Here is a 21,966-nt window from a genome sequence, read left to right on the forward strand (position 1 = left end):
ATGACCAGCCTGGTTCGCGCCATTCCCGCAGCCCCTTCGGCCATTGCCCTGATGCACTTCAGCAACCGTCTGACCTTTGAAACCGATTGTTCCGACGTGTACAGCAGCCAACAGGCCGGCGAGGTGGATTTTGTCCTGGTGGATGTGCGCGGACCGTTGGCGTTCGAACGCGGGCACGTGCCCGGCGCGATCAACATTCCGGGACGCCTGCTCACCGCCGAGGGCCTGGCGCACTACCCGACGTCCACCTTGTTTGTGGTCTATTGCGCCGGGCCGCACTGTAACGGTGTGCACAAGGCGGCGTTGAAACTGGCGGTGCTGGGTTACCCGGTCAAGGAGATGATCGGTGGTGTGACCGGGTGGCTGGATGAGGGGTTGGAATTGAATGTTGCGGTGCAACGGCCTGCCACCACGGCCATCGGTTGTGAATGCTGACGTTCGGACAAAACTGAACATTTATGGCGAGGGAGCTTTTGTGGCGAGGGGGCTTGTCGGACCGCCGCACCGCCCCGTTGGAGTGCGAAGCGCTCCCAAAATCTTCGACGCTGCCGAGATTTTGGGGCTGCTGCGCAACCCAACGGGGCGGTGCGGCGGTCCGACAAGCCCCCTCACCACAAAAGCTCCTTTGCCACAGAGGCCCCATTCACCACAGGAGCCCGTCAATCCGTAATTTTCAGCGAACGCTTGAGGACGCTGCCCACCACTGATCCAGCGTCGCCTGCAACCACTCAAACACCGCTGCATGGGCGGCGCTGTCCTGTTGCCCCTGAGGCAGGGGTGATTCCTCGGCGAAGTGTTCATTAAGCATCGCCACCGACTCCGCATCCCACTCCGGATGAAACTGCAGGCCCAGCCGCGTCGGCCCCACGTGATACATCTGTTGCTCACATTGATCACTGCTGGCCAACAATTGCGCATCGGTCGGCAGGTTGATCGCGTCTTCGTGCCACTCCAGCACCTTGAGTGCCTGGCCATCGCTAAATGTAACGGTGGTCCAGCCGGTTTCGGTCCGATCCATCCGCCGCACCTTCCCACCCAGACTCAACGCCAGCAACTGTGCCCCCAGACAAATCGCAAACACCGCCGCGCCCTGACCCAGGCTTGCCGCCAGCCACTGTCGTTCTGCTTCCAGCCACGCCGGCCCGGCATTGGATTCATAAGGCCCGCCCAACACGATCACGGGCGCTGCACTCACCGGCGGTAACTGGCCGAGGTCGGCGCGAAAGACGTTCAGCGTCACCCCTCGGGACTCTGCCCAATCGGCAATGGCGCCAGGACCTTCGGCGGGATGATGCTGGATCAGATTCAACGTTGGCATCGGTGCTCTCTGTAGTTTTTGCGTGTAGGTATTGTCTGGAAAAAGGGCTTGTCCTACAGTCCTTGCACCACCTTGGCGCACGCTTCAAGGGCTTTGAATAGGGCGGCCACTTTTCTATAAGTATTTGTCGCTTAAACACAGTTTGCCCATTTGAAGCCACTCTAAACTGCCGGCCACTTCGATCTTTACCGACCGAAAGTCATTCGAAAGCTGCCAATAAAAGCCTCCGCACACAGGAGTTATAAATGAAGAAGCTAGTGATGTTTGGTGCCCTGGCACTGTCGATGTTGTCCCTGACCGCCGTGGCCGAGGACGCCAAGCCGATCCGCATCGGTATCGAAGCCGGTTACCCGCCATTCTCGATGAAAACCCCTGACGGTAAACTCACCGGTTTCGACGTCGATATCGGCGACGCACTGTGCGAGCAGATGAAAGTGAAGTGCACCTGGGTCGAGCAAGAATTCGATGGCCTGATCCCGGCACTGAAAGTGAAGAAAATCGACGCGATCCTGTCGTCCATGACCATCACTGACGATCGCAAGAAGAACGTCGATTTCACCATCAAGTACTACCACACCCCGGCCCGTTTCGTGATGAAGGCAGGCACCGACATCAAGGACCCGCTGACCGAACTCAAGGGCAAGAAAGTCGGTGTGCTGCGCGCCAGTACCCACGACCGCTTCGCCACCGAAGTGCTGGTGCCGGCCGGGATTGAACTGGTACGTTACGGCTCCCAGCAGGAAGCCAACCTGGACATGGTGTCCGGTCGCGTCGACGCGCTGCTGGCCGACTCGGTCAACCTGGACGACGGTTTCCTGAAAACCGACGCCGGTAAAGGCTTCGCTTTCGTCGGCCCGACCTACGAAGACGCCAAGTACTTCGGCGGCGGCGCCGGTATTGCTGTGCGCAAGGGCGATACCGCGCTGGCAGACAAATTCAACACAGCTATCACTGAAATCCGCGCCAACGGCAAGTACAAGCAAGTGCAAGACAAGTATTTCGACTTTGACGTTTACGGCCAGTAATCACGCCGTTCAAAAAAGTGGCAACCGTTGACGCGGTTGCCACTTTTTTTATGCGCACTCTCTGTTGAAATGAAATCCCTTGTAGGAGCGAGCCTGCTCGCGAAAGCGGTGGGTCAGATGCATTTATGTTGACTGACACACCGCCTTCGCGAGCAGGCTCGCTCCAGGTGATCTCAGTGCCCCTTATATCGGAGTTCCCATGCAACGCATCGACCATCCTCTGCCCTGGAGCCACCTGGGCACCGAACGCACCCTCAGCGTGTTTCGTTATGGCGCGGGCACTCGCAAGGTTTACATCCAGGCCAGCCTGCACGCTGACGAATTGCCCGGCATGCGCACGGCCTGGGAGCTGAAGAAGCGCTTGGCCGAACTCGAAACCCAGGGCCAGTTGCAGGGCGTGATCGAACTGGTGCCGGTGGCCAATCCAATCGGCCTCGACCAGCACCTGCAAGGCAGCCACATGGGCCGCTTCGAGCTGGGCAGCGGCAAGAACTTCAACCGCGCCTTCGTCGAACTCAGCGCCCCGGTGGCCGCGTTGATTGGCGACCAGCTGGGTAAAGATGCGCAGGCCAACATCGCGTTGATTCGCCAGACCATGGGCCGGGTCCTCGACGACTTGCCGGCACCGGCCTCGCAACTGGAGGCCATGCACCGCTTGCTGTTGCGCCACGCTTGCGACGCCGACATCACGCTGGACCTGCATTGCGATTTCGACGCGGCGATTCATCTGTATGCCTTGCCGCAGCACTGGCCGCAGTGGCAATCCCTGGCCGCGCGTCTGAAGGCCGGGGTGGCGTTGCTCTGTGAAGACTCCGGCGGCAGTTCATTTGACGAGTCCTGCTCGTCGCCGTGGTTGCGCCTGGCGCGGACCTTCCCCGAGGCGGCGATTCCCCCGGCCAACCTGGCGACGACGCTGGAACTGGGCAGCATGGGCGATACGCGGGTCGATCAAGCCCAGGCCAACTGCGAGGCGATTCTCGGGTTCCTTGCCGAGCAAGGTTTTATCACCGGAACGTGGCCTGCGGCACCGAGCGAGTGCTGCGAAGGCATGCCGCTCGAAGGCACCGAATACCTGTTCGCGCCGCATCACGGAGTGGTGAGTTTTCTGCGTGATTCGGGTGAGTGGGTGGAGAAGGGCGATGCGCTGTTTGAGGTGGTTGATCCACTGAGTGACCGCGTGACCACCGTGCGCGCCGGGACCAGCGGCGTGTTGTTTGCAATTGATCGCGGGCGGTATACGCAGCCGGGGACGTGGCAGGCGAAAGTGGCGGGGCGTGAGCCGATTCGGGTTGGGAAACTGGTAAACGACTGAGGATTTGATCGTTCCCACGCTCTGCGTGGGAATGCAGCCCGGGACGCTCTGCGTCCCTTCCAAAGCCGAACGCGGAGCGTCCGAGGAGACATTCCCACGCAGAGCGTGGGAACGATCAGTCAGCAGCACCACAAATCCCCTTGCTGTGCGCACAGTGTTAGGCTCTCTCCCGAATCCTGCACGTGTGAAGGAAGGCTTATGTTGAAGTTTCTCGCTCTGCTGACGCTGCTGGCCAGCACCACCGTCCACGCTCAAACCCCGCTGCACACCGATCTGCCGCTCAAGTACCTGGAGCAGGCTAACCCCGAATCCCGCCACCAGCCCCTGGTGATTTTCCTCCACGGTTACGGCAGTAACGAGCAGGACCTGTTCGACATCAAGGATGAGTTGCCGGCGCACTACAACTTCCTGTCCGTGCGGGCACCGATGACGATGGAAGAGGGCAGTTACAAGTGGTTTCGCGAGAAGGGCAACGCTGCCTACAACGGTGAGACCGATGATCTGAAGGCCAGCGGCCAGGTGCTGCTGGATTTCATCGCACAGGCGACGAAGAAATATCACACTGAGCCCGACAAGGTGTTCCTGGTGGGTTTCAGCCAGGGCGCGATCATGTCCTACGAGGTGGCGTTGCGTCAGCCCGAGGCGGTGGGCGGCATTGCGGCGCTGAGCGGGCGGATTCTGCCGCTGCTGAAATCCGAACTCAAACCGGATGAAAAACGCCAGAAGCTGGCGATCTTCATCGGTCATGGCACGGTAGACAAACGCTTGCCGTACATCGACGGCACCGAGGCCGACAGCCTGTTGCAGAGCCTGTCACTCAAGCCTGAATTTCATGCCTACCCCGGCGTCGGTCACAGCATCAGTGGCACCGAAATACAGGATTTGAACGCTTGGCTGCAGCGCCTCAATCCTTGAGTCTTATTTGCCCGTGACGATCTGTTTGACCAGTGTCTCGTGGCCGGCATTGTCACTGAGGCGGGAAATCACCTGAACGATCGCCATGCGCGTGTTGGACGCGGCCATCAGTGTGGTGTCGAGGGTTTTGCCGCCGCCTTGGGTGGCGGTGCTGTCGATCTGCCGCAGTCCCAGTCCGGTGCCTTTCTGGGTCAGGCTTTTTTCGCTGAGCTTGGTGAAGTCCGGCAGCGCCTTGGCTTGTTCGGTGGCGAAGTCGGTTGCCGCGGAGTCGAGGAACGGACCGTCGTTGTCCTTGACGTTGGCGCCACCGGGGATGGTGTTTTCAGCGGCGATCACCACGGTTTTGGTGGCCTGGTTGGTGTACATGGTGCCCGTTGCCCCGGCGGTACCGGTGGCCGCGTCGCCGGCCGGCAGCGGGTTGGCGATGAAGCCTTTGGGCAAGGTGAACTTGAACTTGCCGCCGAGCATCGAGACCTCTTGCGCTGGCGCTTTATCGCTGGCAGTGGCCTTGGCGGCATAGGCATTCAAAGCCCCCAGGCTGGCGGCCGCCGTCAGTAACAGGACAACGGCTTTTTTACTCAACAATGACATTCAAAAACTCCAGGGATGATCGCGCATTCGCCGCAATCATCCCATGGAATACGGTTTGTAGCAGCTGTGGCCTGTGGAAACGGGCCTTTGTGGCGAGGGGGCTTGCCCCCGTTCGGCTGCGCAGCAGTCGTAAATCCTGCATGCACGGTTCTACTGATACAGCGCGGTGCCTGATTTCACGACTGCTTCGCAGCCGAACGGGGGCAAGCCCCCTCGCCACAACGGCAGCTCTACACCGACAGCGGTGTCAGGCCTGATTCTGCGGAAACAGGTTCCGGCGGGTTTCTTCGTCGAACTCGGCCTTCAGCACCAGTTTCTCTTTTAACCCCTGTGCACGCTGGGCGGCGGGGCGGGCGCTGATTTCATCGAACAGACGCTTGACGTTCGGGTAGGCCACCAGGCCATTCTCGCCGAGGATGTAATGCGCGTAGCTGGCCCAGCCCCATAGCGCCATGTCGGCGATGCTGTAAGTGTCGCCGGCCAGGTATTGATGATCGGCCAGACGCTGGTCGAGCACGCGGTAGTGGCGTTCGACTTCCTTGAGGTAACGGTTTTTCGCGTAGGGCAGGTCTTCCGGTGCGTGGTGCAGAAAATGCACGGCTTGACCGGAGAACGGCGACAGGCCGGTGGCGATAAACATCAGCCAGGACAGCAACTCGGCTTGGCCGGCGACGGCGGTCGGCAGGAAGCGCTGATGCTTTTGCGCCAAATGCAGCAGGATGGCCTGGGAGTCGAACACGGTGGCATCACCGTCGATCAGAGCCGGAACCTTGGCGTTCGGATTGATCGCCAGAAAGGCTGGCAAATGTTGCTCGCCCTTGAACGTATCAACGCCGATCAATTCGTAGGGCGTTTGCAGTTCTTCAAGCAGCAGGGCAACTTTCATCGGGTTCGGCGAAGGGTGGAAAAAGAACTTCATGGTGTAGGCCTCAGTCAGTGGGTAGGAACTGAGGCTGATGGTGGGGCAAACCTGTTCGATTGACGTGCAAGGTTCTTGCTCTACTCGTTCGGAACGATTGAACGTGTTGCGGGGGCTCTATCGCTCGCTCTCGATGTGGCGATCACCGCCCCGGCGATAATCAACACGGCAGGGACGATCAGGATCGGACCGGCATGGCTGCGTCCTACGGCGAGCAGCAATAACGTCGAAATCAACGGCGCCAGGTAGGAAAGCGCCCCCAGCGTCGCCAGACTGCCGTGTTTGGTGGCGTGGTCCCAGGCAAGAAATGCCAACCCGACCGGCCCGAGGCCGAGCACCACAATTGCGGTCCATTGGCCGGCATCAGGCTGCACCGTCGTTTCGAAAGCCAGATGGCAGATCAGGCCGGACACGGCTGACATACCGCAGATCCCGCCGATGATGCTGCTGGGCACGTCGTTGAACCGTCGGTTTATCACCGAATAACCGGCCCATATCAGCGCACAGCCGAAGGCCGCGAGATAACCGGCGATGGGCATCGATGCGCCAGCCTCCGGGCCGTGTTGTTGCATGATGAACGCAGTGCCGGCCAGCCCCAGCAGCGCGCCAAGCATCTGCCGTTTGTGCAGCTTTTCCCCGGCCGAAAATGCCGAGAGCAGCACCAGCAATAGCGGCCACAGGTAGTTGATCAAGCTGGCTTCAGCCGCCGGGGCGACTTTGAGCGCGAAAAAATACAGCGCGTGATAAACGAAAATGCCCACGAACCCGGTCACCCATACCGCCCAGGGCTGTCGCCAGCTACTGAAGCCGGCGAGCCCCCGGCGCCCGAGAATGACCAGGCTCGCCACAAACGCTATGCCGAAACTCAGCGTCAGCAATTCAAAGGGGGGAATGCCTTCGGTGAGGGTGGTCAACAGGGCCAGGCAGGACCAGAGAACGATCGCGATCACGCCAACGGCGGTGGCTGAATTGGGAGTACGGACGAGGGACGATGCGAGACTCATGTCTGTTCCTTCAGCACGTAGCGGGCGACATCCTGGCCCTCGGGATGTGAAGGAGCTTAGCGTTTGATCGCTGATCGTCCAGTCTCGGTCGTCGGGTTGATCGGTCGCGCCAGCAAGCGCCTGGTAATGCCCAACATCCCCACGGACACCGCAACACCGAGGGCAAAGGCGCTCATGCCCATGTCGGGCAACGCCAGCGCCAACACCAGGCAAAACGCCGCGAACGAATACATGCCGGTTGCCGTCGCCCGCAGCAACGCGGCCGTAAACGCCGGGCCGCGGGTTTGCTGGGAGAACACCGCCATCACGCTGCCGAGCACCGGGAACACCGCGAGCAAACCGCTCCAGCCTTCGCCGACGGTGCTGGCGAGTAATGTCACAGCGAGGGTGAGCAGGGCGCCGGCAATCATGCGCAGCAGCAGTTTGTCAGACTTTGGCGTCGGGCCTGCAACGATGGGTTGCACGCTGGGAAACAGGTACGGCGCCGCCAGCAGCGCGGTGGCGGCCGCGATCACCGAGAACACCAGCGAGGGTGGAATCAGCGAGAGCACCACGGCCACGGCGGCCCAGACCAGCAGTGACATCGTCAACGCCCATGGCCATCCCGCTCGTTGAGCGACCTGGGCATAGGTCACGCAGAAGGCAATCATCGCGAACATCGCCGACAACGCCGCCGTCGCTGATTGAGCGGCGAACACCTCGCCCTGTTCGATGGCAAGGAAGAACAGAATCGGCCCGACCACCACCGGCAATCCCGACAGCCAACCAGCCACGCTCGGGCCCCAGCGTTTGCCCGCTAGGGAAATCAACAAGAGAAAGCCTGGAATCACCAGCAGTTTAAGCATCAGCACGCACGCGTCTCCGACCTGAGTGAGGCGCCAACGTTAGCACTGCGGACGTTGGATTGCTCTAGAAGCGAGGAGATTTTGTATACAAAGCTACGGCTCAAATAATTGTACAAAACGATGCTTTGCGTATAAGTTTTTAGCAGATGCCCATGGTGAAAAGAACACGATGAACAGATTCCGATTACGCCTGTATCACGGTGTGTTGTTGCTGGGATTGTCAGGCACCCAGGCCCTGGCCAGTTGGCAGGAGGCATTGCCCGGCGCGCAGATCATCGGCACCGGCGAGTTTCGGGTGTTCGGGTTCGATGTCTACAACGCTCGGCTCTGGAGTGCGGCCCGGCCCTTGGCGCCGGACCAACCGTTTGCCCTGGAACTGATCTATCAGCGCAGCATTTCCCGCGATGATCTAGTGCAGGCCAGTGTCGATGAAATCAAGCGGTTGTCCGGGCCCTCGGTCAGCGCCGAGCAACTCGAGCGCTGGAAGGTGCAGATGCAACAGTCATTCGTCGATGTAAAAGCCGGCACCCGTATTACCGGGGTGTATTTGCCGGGGCAGGGCGCACGGTTTTTTGTCGGCCAGCAACCGCAACACGAAGTGAAGGACCCGCAATTCGCCCGGGCCTTTTTCGATATCTGGCTCGACCCACGTACTCGTAATCCTGAGTTGCGCCAGCAGTTGCTGGGCAGCGCCAAGCCTTGAGGTGCATGACATGCTGAAGAAACTGCTGCTGGTGCTGTTCGTCTGCCTGGTCGGTTGCAGCGTCGATGTGCAGCGCTACAGCGAGCAAAACCCCAAGCTCGATCTACCCGGGTTCTTCGTCGGGCGAGTGGATGGCTGGGGAATGTTCCAGAAGCGCTCGGGGGAGGTGATCAAACGCTTTCATGTGCTGATCAACAGCCGAATGGACGGCCAGAACCTGATCATGCATGAAGCCTTTACCTACAGCGATGGCACAAAACAGATCCGCGTCTGGACCTTGTACCCTGACGGTCCAGGCCGTTGGCGCGGCACGGCCGGCGATGTGATCGGCGAGTCCCGCGGTGAGGTGGCCGGCAACGCGCTGCACTGGCGGTATGAACTCAGCCTGCCGGTGGACGACAAGGTCTATCAGGTGCATTTCGATGACTGGATGTATTTGCTGGACGAAAACACCATGGCCAATCGCTCCACCATGACCAAGTTCGGCGTTGAGTTAGGCCAGGTGACGTTGTTCTTCCGCCGACACGGCGCCTGATACCCGGGCATTTTTGCCCTTGGGCGCACGGGCTGAAACGTCTAAGCTGCGCTTTTCCACCTGTCGACGGATGATTGCGTGAAATTCAGTTTGCCAAAAGTTGCCACCGCGCCGTTTTGCCCGCCGGAAGTGGCCGGCAGCGTTGCCGTTGACCCCCGTGCATCGTTCTTCAAACGAATGCTGCGCTTTGCCGGGCCTGGCTTGCTGGTGTCCATCGGCTACATGGACCCTGGCAATTGGGCGACTGCCATCGAGGCGGGTTCGCGCTTTGGTTACAGCCTGTTGTTTGTGGTGCTGCTGGCAAGTCTGGCGGGGATGGTGGTGCAGTGTCTGTGTTCGCGCCTGGGCATCGCCACTGGCCGCGATCTGGCGCAACTGTCCCGGGAGCGCTACAGCACGCGGACCGCGCGGACTCAATGGGTGCTGGCGGAAATCTCGATCATCGCCACCGATCTGGCGGAAGTGCTCGGCTGTGCCCTGGCCTTCCACTTGTTGTTGGGTTGTTCGCTGACCGTCGGTATCGCGCTGACCGCGTTTGACACGCTGCTGGTGCTGGCCCTGCAAAACCGTGGATTCCGCCGGTTGGAAGCGATCATGCTGGTGCTGGTGAGCACCATCGGCGTGTGTTTCTTCGTGGAGTTGCTGCTGATCAAGCCGTACTGGCCGGACGTCGCCCGTGGTTTTACGCCGTCCCTGTCAGCCATTGGCGATGCCGCACCGCTGTACCTGGCCATCGGCATTCTCGGGGCCACGGTGATGCCGCATAACTTGTACCTGCACACCTCGATCGTGCAGACCCGAATGATCGGCAAGGACCTGGCCAGCAAGCAGGACGCGGTCAAACTGGCGCGGATCGATACCATTGGCTCCCTGGCGTTGGCGCTGCTGGTCAATGCGGCGATCCTGATCCTCGCCGCGGCGGCGTTTCACAAGAGCGGGCATACCGATGTGGTGGACATCCAGGACGCTTATCACTTGCTCGACCCGCTGGTGGGCGGCGCCTTGGCCAGTGTGTTGTTTGGCGTGGCGCTGTTGGCTTCGGGGCAGAGTTCGACGTTTACCGGGACCATCGCGGGGCAGGTGATCATGGAGGGCTATCTGAACCTGCGGCTTCCTTGCTGGCAACGACGGCTGATTACCCGGGGGCTGGCGTTGATCCCGGCGTTCATCGGCGTCTGGCTGATGGGCGATAACGCAATCGGCAAGTTGCTGGTGTTGAGTCAGGTGGTGTTGAGTCTGCAATTGCCGTTTGCGTTGTACCCGCTGATTCGCATGACCAACGATCACAAATTGATGGGGGCGTTTGTGAATCGCTGGCCGACGCGGGTGTTGGCTTGGGGGTTGTTTGCGGTGATCAGTGGGGCGAATAGCTGGTTGATCTTTCAGTTTCTGGCCTGAGTGTGATCGTTCCCACGCTCTGCGTGGGAATGCAGCCGGGACGCTCCGCGTCCCTGCCGAAGCGGACGCGGAGCGTCCATTGAGGCATTCCCACGCGGAGCGTGGGAACGATCAGTTCAGTGGCGTGAAAACGCCTCCACCACAAAATCAATAAACACTCGAGTCTTGGCCGGCATCAACGTGCGGCTCGGGTAGTACAACGAGATCGGCCCCGCATCGGCATGCCAGTCGGGCAGCAGGCGCACCAGTTCGCCGCGCTGAATATTCGCGGCCACATCCGGCAACACCAGCAGCGACACGCCCAGCCCAAGGATCGCCGCTTCACGCATGGCGGCCGGGTCGTTGAGCACGATGTTTTCGTTGAGAATCGCCTGCTCCTCATTGCCCGCGCCGTCCTGCATGACCCACTGCCGGATGCGTCCGGTGCGGGTGCCGCGCATCACGATGCCCTCCAATCGGGCCAGGTCGGCCGGGTTGTCAGGCAGGCTGTGCCGTGCGAGGTATTCCGGTGAGGCCACGGCCACGACGTGCGCCGCCGCCAATGTTCGGGAGATGACCCCGGGCGTCAACTCGAAACCGCCGCCGATGGCCGCGTCATACCCTTCGGCAATCAGGTCCACCTGGCGGTTTTCGAAGTGCCATTCCGGTTTGATCAGTGGGTAGCGCTTGAGGAATTGCGGCAGCAACGGCAGCACATGACCGATGCCAAACGTCGGCGCAAGGCTGACTTTGAGCACCCCGGCAGGTTCACCTTGATCGCTGCTCACCGCGCTGATCGCCGACTGCAACGCCTGCAGATTGCCACCGATGCTCGCCAGAAAACGCTCGCCAGCCTCGGTCAGCGACAGGTGGCGGGTCGAGCGCTGGAACAGTCGCACACCGATGTTTCGTTCGAGCATCGCCACGTTGCGACTGACCGCCGCGGGTGTCAGCGCCAGCAAGCGGGCCGCGGCAGAAAAGCTGCCGGTCTCGGCGCTGCGGACAAACGATTCAAGATTGGCGAGGGTTTCCATGGCTGACACCTGATAGCAGTGCTTGAAGATGATTCAAGGCATTACCCTCTAATCAAGCCCTAATGGCAAGCGCAGTATTCACTTCAACGACAACCCCTCGGAGTGAACAATCATGCAAAAAATTGGAATCATCGGCGCCGGCGCCATTGGTTCAGCCTTTGCCCGGGCGCTTTCACGCAAAGGCATTGAGATCGTTATCGCCAACAGCCGTGGGCCAGAAACACTGGCTTCACTGGTGGAAGAGCTCGGGCCAACGGCCCGCGCCGGCACCCGTGAAGAAGCGGCCGCACAAGCCATTGTGCTGGTGGCGGTCAACTGGTCGAAATTACCGACGGCGCTGGTGGGGCTGCCGAATTTTGATGGGCGGATCGTCATCGACGCCAACAACTCGATCGAGGCGCCGTCATTCAAGGCCGTCGATTTGCAGGGCCGAACGTCCAGCGAAGTATTTGCCGAATGGGTGCCCGGTGCGCGGGTGGTCAAGGCGTTCAATCACCTTCAGGCGCGCTTGCTGGAGAGCGATCCGGCAGCAGAGGGCGGGCAGCGGGTGCTGTTTGTTTCGGGGGATGACGCCGAGGCGAAAGCTCAAGTGATCGGGTTGACCGAGCGATTGGGCTTTTTCGGGATTGATCTTGGGGAACTGAGTGTGGGAGCTAAGCTGGTGCAGTTTCCGGGCGGCCCGTTACCGGCGTTGAACCTGGTGAAATTTGCCTGACGGCTAGAAAAAACCGATGCACCTGAGATGATCAGATGCTTCTGTGGCGAGGGGACTTGTCCCCGTTGGAGTGCGTAGCGCTCTCTATAGTCTGGACAATTGCCGAGATTTTAGGGCTGCTACGCAACCCAACGGGGACAAGTCCCCTCGCCACAAGAAGCGCTTCCACCGCAGGCGCACCGGGGTGTTACCAGACCGCGCGGTTCTTCGTGGGTCCCCGCGCAGTCTGTTTAACGCTTTACGCCCGTTCGATCGCCAGCGCCACGCCCTGACCACCACCGATGCACAAAGTGGCGAGGCCTTTCTTGGCGTCACGCTTGATCATTTCGTGCAGCAAGGTCACCAGCACCCGGCAGCCCGACGCACCGATCGGGTGACCGAGGGCGATGGCGCCGCCATTGACGTTGACCTTGTTCAAGTCCCATTCCAGGTCCTTGGCCACCGCCAGGGATTGTGCGGCAAAGGCTTCGTTGGCTTCGATCAGGTCCAGTTGGTCGATGGACCAGCCAGCCTTGCTCAGGCAACGACGAGTCGCCGACACCGGGCCAATGCCCATGATCGCCGGGTCGACGCCCGCGTTGGCGTAAGCGGCGATTTTCGCCAGCACGGGCAAACCCAGGGCCTTGGCTTTGTCGGCGCTCATCAGGATCACGGCGGCGGCACCGTCGTTCAGGGACGAGGCGTTGCCGGCGGTCACCGAACCGTCCTTCTTGAAGGCCGGTTTCAGTTTGCCCAGCGCTTGAGCGGTGGTGCCGGCGCGTGGCTGTTCATCGGTGGCGAAGGACAGCGGATCACCCTTGCGCTGCGGGATCAGGATCGGCGTGATCTCATCGGCAAAACGCCCGGCTTCGATGGCGGCCGTGGCTTTCTGCTGCGAGGCCGCGGCGAAGGCGTCCTGTTGTTCGCGGGTCAGATTGTACTTGTCCGCCAGGTTCTCGGCAGTGATGCCCATGTGGTAATCGTTGAACGCATCCCACAGGCCGTCGCTGATCATGGTGTCGACGATTTGCGCGTGACCCATGCGCAGACCGGTGCGGGCACCGGGCATGACGTAGTTGGACAGGCTCATGTTTTCCTGGCCGCCGGCAATGATCACCTCGGCATCGCCGCAGCGAATCGCCTGAGTGGCCAGGTGCAGCGCTTTCAGGCCCGAGCCGCAGACCTTGTTCAGGGTCATCGCCGGCACGGTAAACGGCAGGCCGGCCTTGATCGCGGACTGGCGGGCAGGGTTCTGCCCGGCACCGGCGGTCAACACCTGGCCCATGATCACTTCATCGACTTCAGCAACGTCCAGGCCGGTTTGCGCCAGCAGTTGGCGGATCACCGCAGCGCCGAGGTCAACGGCGGACACATTGGCCAGCGAGCCCTGGAAACTGCCGATAGCGGTACGAGTGGCGGCAACAATAACGACGTCTTGCATGGAAGGATTCCTCACTGGGCAGCGAACTGCATTTCCGGAACGTTATCCGGCACGATCAGTTTACCGGCGGTCTTGGCGACAATCTCTTCGACGCTGACGCCCGGCGCACGTTCTTTGAGAATGAACGCGCCGTTTTCGATTTCAAGGTAAGCCAGGTCGGTCAGCACACGCTTGATGCACCCGGCGCCGGTCAGCGGCAGGCTGCATTGGGACAGGAGTTTGGACTCACCGTCCTTGGACGCGTGGGTCATGATGACGATGATGTTGTCGGCACCGGCCACCAGGTCCATGGCGCCGCCCATGCCCTTGACCAGTTTGCCGGGGATCATCCACGAGGCGATGTTGCCTTGCACGTCGACTTCAAAGGCGCCCAGCACGGTCAGGTCGACATGACCACCGCGAATCATCGCGAAGGACTCGGCCGAGGAAAAGATCGACGCGCCGATACGTGCGGTCACGGTTTGTTTGCCGGCGTTGATCATGTCGGCATCGATGGTTTCTTCAGTAGGAAAGGGACCCATGCCGAGCAGGCCGTTTTCCGACTGCAGCATGACTTCCATGCCTTCCGGGATGTAGTTGGCAACCAGGGTCGGAATGCCGATGCCCAGGTTCACGTAAAAGCCGTCCTGCATTTCGCGGGCGACGCGTTGAGCCATTTGTTCGCGGGAAAGTGCCATTGTTATTTTTCCTTCAGGTCCGGGGGCTGGGGATCACTTACGCACGGTGCGCTGTTCGATGCGCTTCTCGAACGTGCCGCAAATGACCCGGTCGACGTAGATGCCAGGGGTGTGGATCTGCGACGGGTCCAGCTCGCCGGGTTCGACGATTTCTTCGACTTCGACCACGGTGATCTTGCCGGCAGTGGCGGCCAGCGGGTTGAAGTTCTGGGCGGTGTGGCGATAGATCACGTTGCCGAAGTGATCGGCTTTCCAGCCTTTGACGATGGCGAAGTCACCGGTGATGGATTCTTCCATCAAGTACTTGCGACCATGGAATTCGCGCACTTCCTTGCCATCGGCAACCGGAGTGCCGACGCCGGTGGCGGTGAAGAAAGCGGGGATGCCGGCACCGCCTGCGCGCATTTTTTCGGCGAGGGTGCCTTGGGGAGTCAGGACGACTTCGATTTCGCCTTTCAGCAATTGGTCTTCGAACAGTTTGTTCTCGCCGACGTAGGAGGCCACCACCTTGCGAATCTGCCGGTCTTCCAGCAGCACGCCGAGGCCGAAACCGTCGACGCCGCAGTTGTTGGAAACGACGGTGAGGTCACGGGTGCCTTTGCGCTTGATCTCGGCGATCAGGTTTTCCGGGATCCCGCACAGGCCGAAGCCGCCGGCGATCACGGTCATGCCGTCTTCAAGACCTGCCAGAGCTTCCTCATAGGAACTCACGCGCTTGTCGAAACCTGCCATATGCACCTCTTTTATTCTTTGTGGGCGGCTGGCTAGCCGTATGGGGTAGGAGTGTCTCGCTGGAGGATTTATTTGTTAAGTTGATTTTTAAGGTTGATTGATAGATAAAACTCACTAATGTGAGGCCGTCGGAACCTGCAGGAGCTGTCGAGTGAAACGAGGCTGCGATCTTTTGATCTTGTTTTTTAAGATCAACGTCAAAAGATCGCAGCCTCGTTTCACTCGACAGCTCCTACAGGGGTTTTTTACGTTGAATCAATGTAGTTACCTTGGAGAGACCGCGCATGACCGTCAAGCAGATCCGCGCATTCCTGGCCGTGGCCCAGAGCCTGAGTTTCGCCGTGGCCTGCGAGCGATTGCACCTGTCGCAATCGGCCTTGAGCCTGACCATCAAGGCCCTGGAAGAGGGGTTGGGCGGCCGGCTATTCACCCGCAACACACGCAATGTGGCGTTGACGGCTGAGGGCGAATCGCTGGTGCCACTGGCTCGCCGGCTGATTGCGGATTGGGACAACGCCGAGGATGAACTGCGCCAGCGTTTCACCCTCCAGCGCGGGCGCGTGACCCTGGCGGCGATGCCGTCGTTTGCCGGCAATCTGCTGCCGCCGATCCTCAAGACCTTTCGCGCCCGTTATCCCAAGGTCAACGTCACGGTGAACGACGTTATCAATGAGCAAGTGCTGGAAATGGTGCGCGACCGGCAGGTGGAGCTGGGCGTGGCGTTTGAGCCGACGCAGAGTTCATCGCTGCAATTCACGCCGTTGTATATGGACCGATTCGTTGCCGTGGTGCCGGACGATTCGCCCTTGGCGCAACGGCACGACATTGATTGGCAGACCTTGCTCAAGGAACCGTTCATTACCTTGCAGCGCCCCTCGACGGTGCGGGTGATGCTGGAAGAACACTTGCAGGCGCGGGGGATGAAATTGCCGGTGGAGTTTGAAAGCCATCAGTTGGCGACAGTCGGAAGGATGGTCGCCAGCGGATTGGGCGTCAGCGCCGTACCGGCGTTGTGCGCCGGGCAGATGCGCGAGTTGGGCGCGCGGTGTATTACGTTGCGCGACCCGGTGGTGGAACGGGCGATCGGGGTGCTGACCAAGCCTGGGGTGGAACTGTCGGCGGCGGCGCAGGCGTTGTTCGATATTCTCAAAGCCGAGAACCTGGGCCAACAAGTGTCCATGCCCTGAGCACAATCCCCTGTAGGAGTGAGCCTGCTCGCGATAGCGGTGTATCAGGCAAAAATGATGCTGACTGACACTCCGCTATCGCGAGCAGGCTCACTCCTACAGGGTTTTTGGGTGATCAGGAGGAGAGGCGCTTGGCCAGTAAAGGCAAGAGCTGTTCGCACGACGCCTCAATCTTCATCCCCAGGAGGTCATCCGCCCGGGTCTTGCCCAAATTGATCGCAATCAACGGCTTCCCCTGATCCGCCACCACCCGGCACAAGCGGAACGCCGAGTACGCCATCAACGAAGACCCCACCACCAACAATCCCGCCGCCTGTTCCACCGCCGCCATGGCTTTGGCCGCCGTCACCTGCGCGACGTTCTCGCCAAAAAACACCACGTCCGGTTTCATCCGCTCACCCGCGCAGTGTGGGCAATGCGGCACCTGGAACCGCGCCTCGAACGCCGGATCCAGCAGCGTGTCGCCATCCGGCGCCTGCACCGCATCGACCCCGGCCAGATAGGGGTTCTGCGCCTCCATCAATTGCTGAATCGAATCCCGCTCGCTGCGCTGTCCGCAGTCCAGGCACAGCACCCGGTGCAAGCTGCCGTGGAGTTCGATCACATCATGGCTGCCGGCCTGATCGTGCAAGGTGTCGACGTTCTGGGTGATCAGTCCGCTGATCTGCCGGCTGCTTTGCAAACTGGCCAGGGCTTCATGGGCCACGTTCGGCTGAGCCTGGCGCACGCGCGGCCAGCCGAGCATCGCCCGCGCCCAATAGCGGCGCCGTGATTCCGGGGCCGAGAGAAACTCCTGGTACATCATCGGTTGCCGGCCACGCCGTACGCCCTGGTTGTCGCGGTAGTCCGGAATGCCCGACGGGGTGCTGATGCCCGCGCCGGTCAGGACCATGAACGGCTGCTCGGCCATTAAGCGCTGGAGTCGGTCGAGTTGTTCGTCGAGCATGTTCAACACTCCGCAGGGGCTTGAGTGTCCCCAGCCTAGCACTTGCCGACGAACCAAACGCAATCCCTCTGTAGGAGCTGTCGAGTGAAACGAGGCTGCGATCTTTTGATCTTGCTCTTTAAAAACAACGTCAAAAGATCGCAGCCTCGTTTCACTCGACAGCTCCTACATGGATCTTCAGTGAATATCCGTTAGCGGTGATTATTTGCGCGCCTCCAGAATCAGGTTGAACGGCGTTTCCGTGGCCCGACGGAAACTTTTGAACCCCGCCTCGGTAAACACTTTGCGCAACCGCGCCTCACCCGCCTGGGCGCCGAGCCCCAGACCGACTTCCTGAGACAGCGAGTTCGGTGTGCAAATGAAGGTCGACGCGGCGTAGAACAGCCGGCCGACCGGGGTGACGTTGTCGTCGAGCGAGTCATTGGCGAACGGTTCCACCAGCAGCACCGTGCCATCCGGTTTCAGTGCGTCATACGCGTGCTTTGCCGCGCCCACCGGGTCGCCCATGTCGTGCAGGCAGTCGAAATAGCAGACCAGGTCATAGTCGTCGCCGGGAAAACTTTTCGCGGTGCCCTGGAAGAACCGCGCACGCCCGGACACGCCGCCTTCTTCGGCGCGCTGGGTCGCGACGGTGACGGACGGTGCGTGGTAGTCGAAACCGACGAACCGAGAGTCCGGGAACGCCTGGGCCATGATCACCGTGGAGGCACCATGGCCGCAGCCGATATCCGCCACTTTGGCACCTGTCTGCAGTTTGGCGACCACGCCGTCGAGGGCCGGCAGCCACTCGGCGATCAGGTGCGCCTTGTACCCGGGGCGGAAGAACCGCTCCGTGCCGCTGAACATGCACGGATGGTGATCGCCCCAGGCCAGGGCGCCGTTGCCGCGCATGGCGTTGACCAGTTTGTCCTTGTCATGGAAAAACGACGCGACCACCCCGACACCGCCGGCGATATAGACCGGTGAGTCTTCGATGGCCAATGCCAGGGCCTGCTCTTCGGGCAGGCGGAACTGACCGCCCTCGTGTTCCATGTAACCGGAAGCGGCGTGGGCGCTGAGCCATTCGCGCAGCAGGCGGGGATTACAACCGGTCTTGTCGGCGAGTGCTTCAGGGGTGATCGGCTGACTGTCGGCCATGGCCCGGTACAGGCCGAGCTCTTCACCGAGGATGACGTTGGCGAGCATCGCCGCGCCGCCCATGTCGTTCACCAGTTTGCCCATGAAATCATTGAGTCTGGCCTCGTCCATCACGTGTGCTCCTTCAGCAGGATCACGGTCCAGAGGCCTTGTTTTTCGAGGCGTTCACCCCTGGGCGGTGGTCGTGGGAATGAACAGGACGCTCTGCACGTCCCGCGTGCAATAAGTTTAGCCCGAGCCCCGTTCCCCGCGGCCTGGAGCGACGAAAGCCCATTCCCCTACCTGACACATACCCGCTCCCACAGGGATTTTCGGTGTGTATCGCACTGTGTCCGGCGTGCGCCCCGATACATTGCGCTTCATTCCGGGCCGCTGCCGAACACAGATGAGATACAAACCTGCGATGAACTGTGACCCCGTACTGCGCCTTTCATCGTTAAGGGGACACCCATGACCACGCTTGCGTCTGAAACCGACCTCAACCCTTCACCCGTCAATCGCCTGCGCGTCGATCACTACACCCAAGGCATCATCGGCCCAAGCCAGACGATGCTCGGCCCTCTGGCCGACGGCGGCACCCTGATCACCGGTACACCGCCGGGCTGCTGGGGCCCGATGATCACGCCCGCCTTCGAGGGCGGCCACGAAGTGACGCAGCCGGTGGCAATCGCCGGGGCGGAAGTCGGCGATGCGGTGGCAATCAAGATCAAAAGCATGCGCGTCACCTCGCTGGCGACGTCGTCCGGGGTCATGAGTTTCGTTGAAGGGCGATACAACGGCGACCCGTTCGTTGCCAAATTCTGCTCCAAGTGCGGCACCGACCACCCGGCCAGCCATGTCGAAGGCATTGGCGAGGAGTCGATTCGCTGTAACAACTGCGGCGCCGAGGTCAGCGCATTTCGCTTCAGCCATGGCTACGTGATTGTGTTCGATGCGCAGAATCAGGTCAGCCTGACCGTCAATCAGGACGTCGCCAACCGACTGGCCGGCAATGCCTCGCAAATGTCGGCGCTGCCGGAATTCGCGGCCCAGCATTCGATCCTGTCCCTGGCCCGCGCCGACATCCCCGGCGTGGCCGCGCACATGCGCCCGTTCCTCGGCAATATCGGCACCACGCCGTCCCGCGACTTGCCCGACTCGCACAACTGCGCCGATTTCGGCCAATACCTGATCAACGCACCGCACCGGTTCGGCATGACCCGCGAAGAACTGCACGCGGCCAAGACCGACGGTCACATGGACACCAACTCGATCCGCGAAGGCTGCGTGTTGATCTGCCCGGTGAAAGTGCCGGGAGCCGGTGTGTACATGGGCGACATGCACGCCCAGCAGGGCAACGGCGAGATCGCCGGGCACGCCACCGATTGCTCCGGGGAAACCGAAGTGGTGGTGCAAGTGTTGAAAAACCTGACGCTGGAAGGGCCGATCCTCCTGCAAAACCTCGACGATCTGCCGCCGATGGCGCGGCCGATGAATGCCGAACAACGGCAGAAAGTTCGCGAACTCGGCGAGCGTTGGGGCCAGCACGACATCGAGCAGAGCGGCCCGATCACCTTTATCGGCAGCGGCGAGAACCTCAACGTCGCCGTGGAGAACGGCTTGAAACGCGCTGCTTCGGTCACTGGCCTGCCGTACGACGAAGTGCTCAACCGCGCGACCATCACCGGCTCGATCGACATCAGCCGTTTGCCGGGCACCGTTCGCGTGACCTTCCTGTGCCCGATGGACGTGCTCGATCGCATCGGCATCGGCCATCTGGTGCGCGAGAAATACGAGCTGGAGTAACACCTGCCGAAGGCTCTGTACCGAAGTGTGTACAGACCCTCCGGCGATACAACCGCCGCGATTTTCTGCCGCAGCGGAACACAGCCCCGATACATCGCTCCGGTTAACTGTGATTCCGCACTGGCAACCTTGAGACCGACACCATGCAGACCCCCATCACCTCAACGAACGCGACCGTCGGGCTTGGCTTGCGTCGCGGTTTAATGAAGGATCTTCAGGCCGCCCGTACCGGCGATTTCGACTTCCTGGAAGTCGCGCCGGAGAACTGGATCGGCATCGGCGGCGCCCATGGTCATGCGTTGCGTGCCCTGGCCGAGCGTTTTCCGTTGTCCTGCCACGGCTTGTCGCTGTCGTTGGGTGGACCGGCACCGCTGGACGTCGGGTTTTTGCAGGAAGTGCGGGTGTTCCTCGATCACTACAAGGTGCCGTTGTACAGCGAGCACCTGAGTTATTGCAGCGATGACGGTCATCTTTACGACCTGTTGCCGTTGCCGTTTACCGAAGAAGCGGTGCACCACGTGTCTGCGCGAATTCGCCAGGCCCAGGACATTCTCGGTCGGCGTCTGGCGGTGGAAAACGTCTCCTACTATGCCGCGCCACAGCAGGACATGGACGAAGTGACGTTCACCAACGCGGTGTTGCGTGAAGCCGATTGCGACCTGCTGCTGGACGTCAACAATGTCTACGTCAACTCGATCAATCACGGGTTCGATCCGCAGACCTTTCTGGCGGGCATCGATTCGGGCCGGGTCGTGGCGATGCACGTGGCCGGGCACTTCGATGAATCCGACACGTTGAAAATCGACACCCATGGCGCGTCGGTGAAACCGGTGGTGTGGTCGTTGCTGGCCCAGGCCTACGCCCGGTTCGGCGCACAACCGACGCTGCTGGAGCGGGATTTCAACTTCCCGGCGTTCTCTGAACTGGTGGCTGAATTGCAGACCATTCGCCGATTGCAGGCCGAGGGGGTGAACCGTGGATAAGCCAGGCCTGTTTGACCAGCAGAACACCTTGGGTCTGTACCTGCGTGACCCCGATCACTGCGCGCCGCCGGCCGGGATGGATGTGGCGCGGGCACAGGTATACCGCGACCTGATTTTTTCCAACCTGTCGTTGTTGCTCAGCGGGACCTTCCCGGTGCTGATCAAGATTCTTGGTGATGAGCGCTGGCGCTCGTTGGTGCGGATTTTCCTGCGGGACTACCGCGCGCATACGCCCAAATTCGGTGAAATCGCCAAGGAGTTTGTCGAGTTCCTGGCCTCCGATCCGCAGGCGTTGAGCGAGGGCGAGTGGCCGCCGTTCATGGTGGAGCTGGCGCATTACGAGTGGGTCGAGATGGCGTTGCAGCAGTCCGAGGCCGAGCCGTTGGCGCCGAGCGATGCGGCATTGATTCTGGAGCGACCATTGCAGGTATCGCCGCTGGCGTGGCCGTTGGCCTATGGCTGGCCGGTGCAGTTGGTGGGGCCGGATCATCAGCCGGACGTTGCACCGCCTCAACCCACGTTATTGTTGGTGCGTCGGGCCGAGGACTGGAGTGTGAGATTTTCCGAACTGAGCCCGCTGGCGTGGCGGTTGTTGCAGCGGATCGAGGATTTTCCCGAGCTGAATGGGCAGGCGCAGCTGGAAGGGTTGGCGGTAGAGGCGGGGGCTGCCGGCTCGCCAGCTTTCATGGAGAGCGGGGCGGCGTTGCTGCGGCAGATGCACGGGGAAGGGGTGGTCGGCATAAAAGCCTGACCCACCACAAATTTTCCAAACACCCACTAACCACTGTAGGAGCGAGCCTGCTCGC

General features: G+C 61.0%; 23 protein-coding genes. 12 read left to right on the top strand and 11 right to left on the bottom strand.

Annotated elements, in window-relative coordinates:
- Positions 1–435, top strand: a complete 435-nt coding sequence (locus tag ACIQV9_RS12520) for a rhodanese-like domain-containing protein (protein WP_403101563.1) — start codon at positions 1–3, stop codon at positions 433–435.
- A gap of 238 nt (positions 436–673) precedes the next feature.
- Here ACIQV9_RS12520 and ACIQV9_RS12525 read toward each other — a convergent pair whose 3' ends face one another.
- On the bottom strand, positions 674–1,318 hold the full coding sequence (locus tag ACIQV9_RS12525; RefSeq protein WP_403101565.1) for a type 1 glutamine amidotransferase: 645 nt from the start codon (positions 1,316–1,318) through the stop codon (positions 674–676).
- Positions 1,319–1,563: 245 nt separating this feature from the next.
- Here ACIQV9_RS12525 and ACIQV9_RS12530 point away from each other — a divergent pair, with 245 nt between their 5' ends.
- The 3 genes from ACIQV9_RS12530 to ACIQV9_RS12540 all read left to right on the top strand — a co-directional run bounded on the left by ACIQV9_RS12530 (position 1,564) and on the right by ACIQV9_RS12540 (position 4,570).
- A complete protein-coding gene (locus ACIQV9_RS12530; protein WP_403101567.1) occupies positions 1,564–2,343 on the top strand; it encodes an ABC transporter substrate-binding protein in 780 nt (259 codons plus the stop codon).
- Between the two features lie 199 nt (positions 2,344–2,542).
- On the top strand, positions 2,543–3,655 hold the full coding sequence (locus ACIQV9_RS12535; protein WP_403101568.1) for a succinylglutamate desuccinylase/aspartoacylase family protein: 1,113 nt from the start codon (positions 2,543–2,545) through the stop codon (positions 3,653–3,655).
- A gap of 198 nt (positions 3,656–3,853) precedes the next feature.
- Entirely contained in the window at positions 3,854–4,570 is a 717-nt protein-coding gene (locus tag ACIQV9_RS12540; RefSeq protein WP_403101570.1) for an alpha/beta hydrolase, read from the top strand.
- A gap of 3 nt (positions 4,571–4,573) precedes the next feature.
- On the opposite strand, the gene ACIQV9_RS12545 is transcribed toward ACIQV9_RS12540, so the two are convergent.
- From ACIQV9_RS12545 to ACIQV9_RS12560, 4 genes are all read right to left on the bottom strand, one after another.
- Entirely contained in the window at positions 4,574–5,161 is a 588-nt protein-coding gene (locus tag ACIQV9_RS12545) for a hypothetical protein (protein ID WP_403101572.1), read from the bottom strand.
- 247 nt (positions 5,162–5,408) lie between these two features.
- On the bottom strand, positions 5,409–6,080 hold the full coding sequence (locus ACIQV9_RS12550; RefSeq protein ID WP_403101574.1) for a glutathione S-transferase family protein: 672 nt from the start codon (positions 6,078–6,080) through the stop codon (positions 5,409–5,411).
- 80 nt (positions 6,081–6,160) lie between these two features.
- A complete protein-coding gene (locus ACIQV9_RS12555) occupies positions 6,161–7,084 on the bottom strand; it encodes a DMT family transporter (protein WP_403101576.1) in 924 nt (307 codons plus the stop codon).
- 56 nt (positions 7,085–7,140) lie between these two features.
- Entirely contained in the window at positions 7,141–7,935 is a 795-nt protein-coding gene (locus ACIQV9_RS12560; RefSeq protein WP_403101578.1) for a hypothetical protein, read from the bottom strand.
- Between the two features lie 163 nt (positions 7,936–8,098).
- Between ACIQV9_RS12560 and ACIQV9_RS12565 the strand changes: the two genes are divergently transcribed.
- The 3 genes from ACIQV9_RS12565 (at position 8,099) to ACIQV9_RS12575 (ending at position 10,565) form a co-directional block, all read left to right on the top strand.
- The gene (locus ACIQV9_RS12565) at positions 8,099–8,632 is read left to right on the top strand and encodes a chalcone isomerase family protein (RefSeq protein WP_403101579.1); all 534 of its coding nucleotides are present in this window, start codon (positions 8,099–8,101) and stop codon (positions 8,630–8,632) included.
- 10 nt (positions 8,633–8,642) lie between these two features.
- Positions 8,643–9,167 (top strand): DUF3833 domain-containing protein, encoded by a 525-nt coding sequence (locus ACIQV9_RS12570; protein WP_403101581.1) that lies wholly within the window; start codon positions 8,643–8,645, stop codon positions 9,165–9,167.
- 78 nt (positions 9,168–9,245) lie between these two features.
- Positions 9,246–10,565 carry an Nramp family divalent metal transporter gene (locus tag ACIQV9_RS12575; RefSeq protein WP_403101583.1) on the top strand — a complete coding sequence of 440 codons (1,320 nt, stop codon included), beginning with the start codon at positions 9,246–9,248 and terminating at the stop codon, positions 10,563–10,565.
- Between the two features lie 116 nt (positions 10,566–10,681).
- On the opposite strand, the gene ACIQV9_RS12580 is transcribed toward ACIQV9_RS12575, so the two are convergent.
- Complete coding sequence (locus ACIQV9_RS12580; RefSeq protein ID WP_403101585.1) at positions 10,682–11,578, bottom strand: LysR family transcriptional regulator; 897 nt, start codon at positions 11,576–11,578, stop codon at positions 10,682–10,684.
- 112 nt (positions 11,579–11,690) lie between these two features.
- Between ACIQV9_RS12580 and ACIQV9_RS12585 the strand changes: the two genes are divergently transcribed.
- Positions 11,691–12,293 (top strand): NADPH-dependent F420 reductase, encoded by a 603-nt coding sequence (locus ACIQV9_RS12585; RefSeq protein WP_403101587.1) that lies wholly within the window; start codon positions 11,691–11,693, stop codon positions 12,291–12,293.
- A gap of 238 nt (positions 12,294–12,531) precedes the next feature.
- On the opposite strand, the gene ACIQV9_RS12590 is transcribed toward ACIQV9_RS12585, so the two are convergent.
- The 3 genes from ACIQV9_RS12590 to ACIQV9_RS12600 are packed head-to-tail and all read right to left on the bottom strand — an operon-like array spanning position 12,532 to position 15,122.
- Positions 12,532–13,713: an acetyl-CoA C-acetyltransferase gene (locus ACIQV9_RS12590; RefSeq protein WP_403101589.1), complete on the bottom strand. Its 1,182-nt coding sequence runs from the start codon at positions 13,711–13,713 to the stop codon at positions 12,532–12,534.
- Positions 13,714–13,724: 11 nt separating this feature from the next.
- A complete protein-coding gene (locus ACIQV9_RS12595; RefSeq protein ID WP_403101591.1) occupies positions 13,725–14,390 on the bottom strand; it encodes a CoA transferase subunit B in 666 nt (221 codons plus the stop codon).
- A 33-nt stretch (positions 14,391–14,423) separates the two neighbouring features.
- On the bottom strand, positions 14,424–15,122 hold the full coding sequence (locus tag ACIQV9_RS12600) for a CoA transferase subunit A (RefSeq protein WP_219094907.1): 699 nt from the start codon (positions 15,120–15,122) through the stop codon (positions 14,424–14,426).
- Between the two features lie 284 nt (positions 15,123–15,406).
- Here ACIQV9_RS12600 and ACIQV9_RS12605 point away from each other — a divergent pair, with 284 nt between their 5' ends.
- Positions 15,407–16,309, top strand: coding sequence for a LysR substrate-binding domain-containing protein (locus ACIQV9_RS12605; RefSeq protein ID WP_403101593.1), 903 nt, complete (start codon positions 15,407–15,409; stop codon positions 16,307–16,309).
- A 115-nt stretch (positions 16,310–16,424) separates the two neighbouring features.
- Here ACIQV9_RS12605 and ACIQV9_RS12610 read toward each other — a convergent pair whose 3' ends face one another.
- The gene (locus ACIQV9_RS12610) at positions 16,425–17,255 is read right to left on the bottom strand and encodes an NAD-dependent protein deacetylase (RefSeq protein WP_403101595.1); all 831 of its coding nucleotides are present in this window, start codon (positions 17,253–17,255) and stop codon (positions 16,425–16,427) included.
- Between the two features lie 201 nt (positions 17,256–17,456).
- On the bottom strand, positions 17,457–18,503 hold the full coding sequence (locus ACIQV9_RS12615) for a class I SAM-dependent methyltransferase (protein ID WP_403101597.1): 1,047 nt from the start codon (positions 18,501–18,503) through the stop codon (positions 17,457–17,459).
- A gap of 339 nt (positions 18,504–18,842) precedes the next feature.
- Between ACIQV9_RS12615 and ACIQV9_RS12620 the strand changes: the two genes are divergently transcribed.
- The 3 genes from ACIQV9_RS12620 (at position 18,843) to ACIQV9_RS12630 (ending at position 21,911) form a co-directional block, all read left to right on the top strand.
- Entirely contained in the window at positions 18,843–20,177 is a 1,335-nt protein-coding gene (locus tag ACIQV9_RS12620; RefSeq protein WP_403101599.1) for an acetamidase/formamidase family protein, read from the top strand.
- A 143-nt stretch (positions 20,178–20,320) separates the two neighbouring features.
- Positions 20,321–21,160 carry a DUF692 domain-containing protein gene (locus ACIQV9_RS12625; protein WP_403101601.1) on the top strand — a complete coding sequence of 280 codons (840 nt, stop codon included), beginning with the start codon at positions 20,321–20,323 and terminating at the stop codon, positions 21,158–21,160.
- A complete protein-coding gene (locus tag ACIQV9_RS12630; RefSeq protein ID WP_403101603.1) occupies positions 21,153–21,911 on the top strand; it encodes a DUF2063 domain-containing protein in 759 nt (252 codons plus the stop codon). The genes ACIQV9_RS12625 and ACIQV9_RS12630 overlap by 8 nt, the downstream gene beginning before the upstream one ends.
- Positions 21,912–21,966: the final 55 nt, after the last annotated feature.

Source organism: Pseudomonas sp. NPDC099000, from assembly GCF_044759925.1.
Lineage (GTDB): Bacteria > Pseudomonadota > Gammaproteobacteria > Pseudomonadales > Pseudomonadaceae > Aquipseudomonas.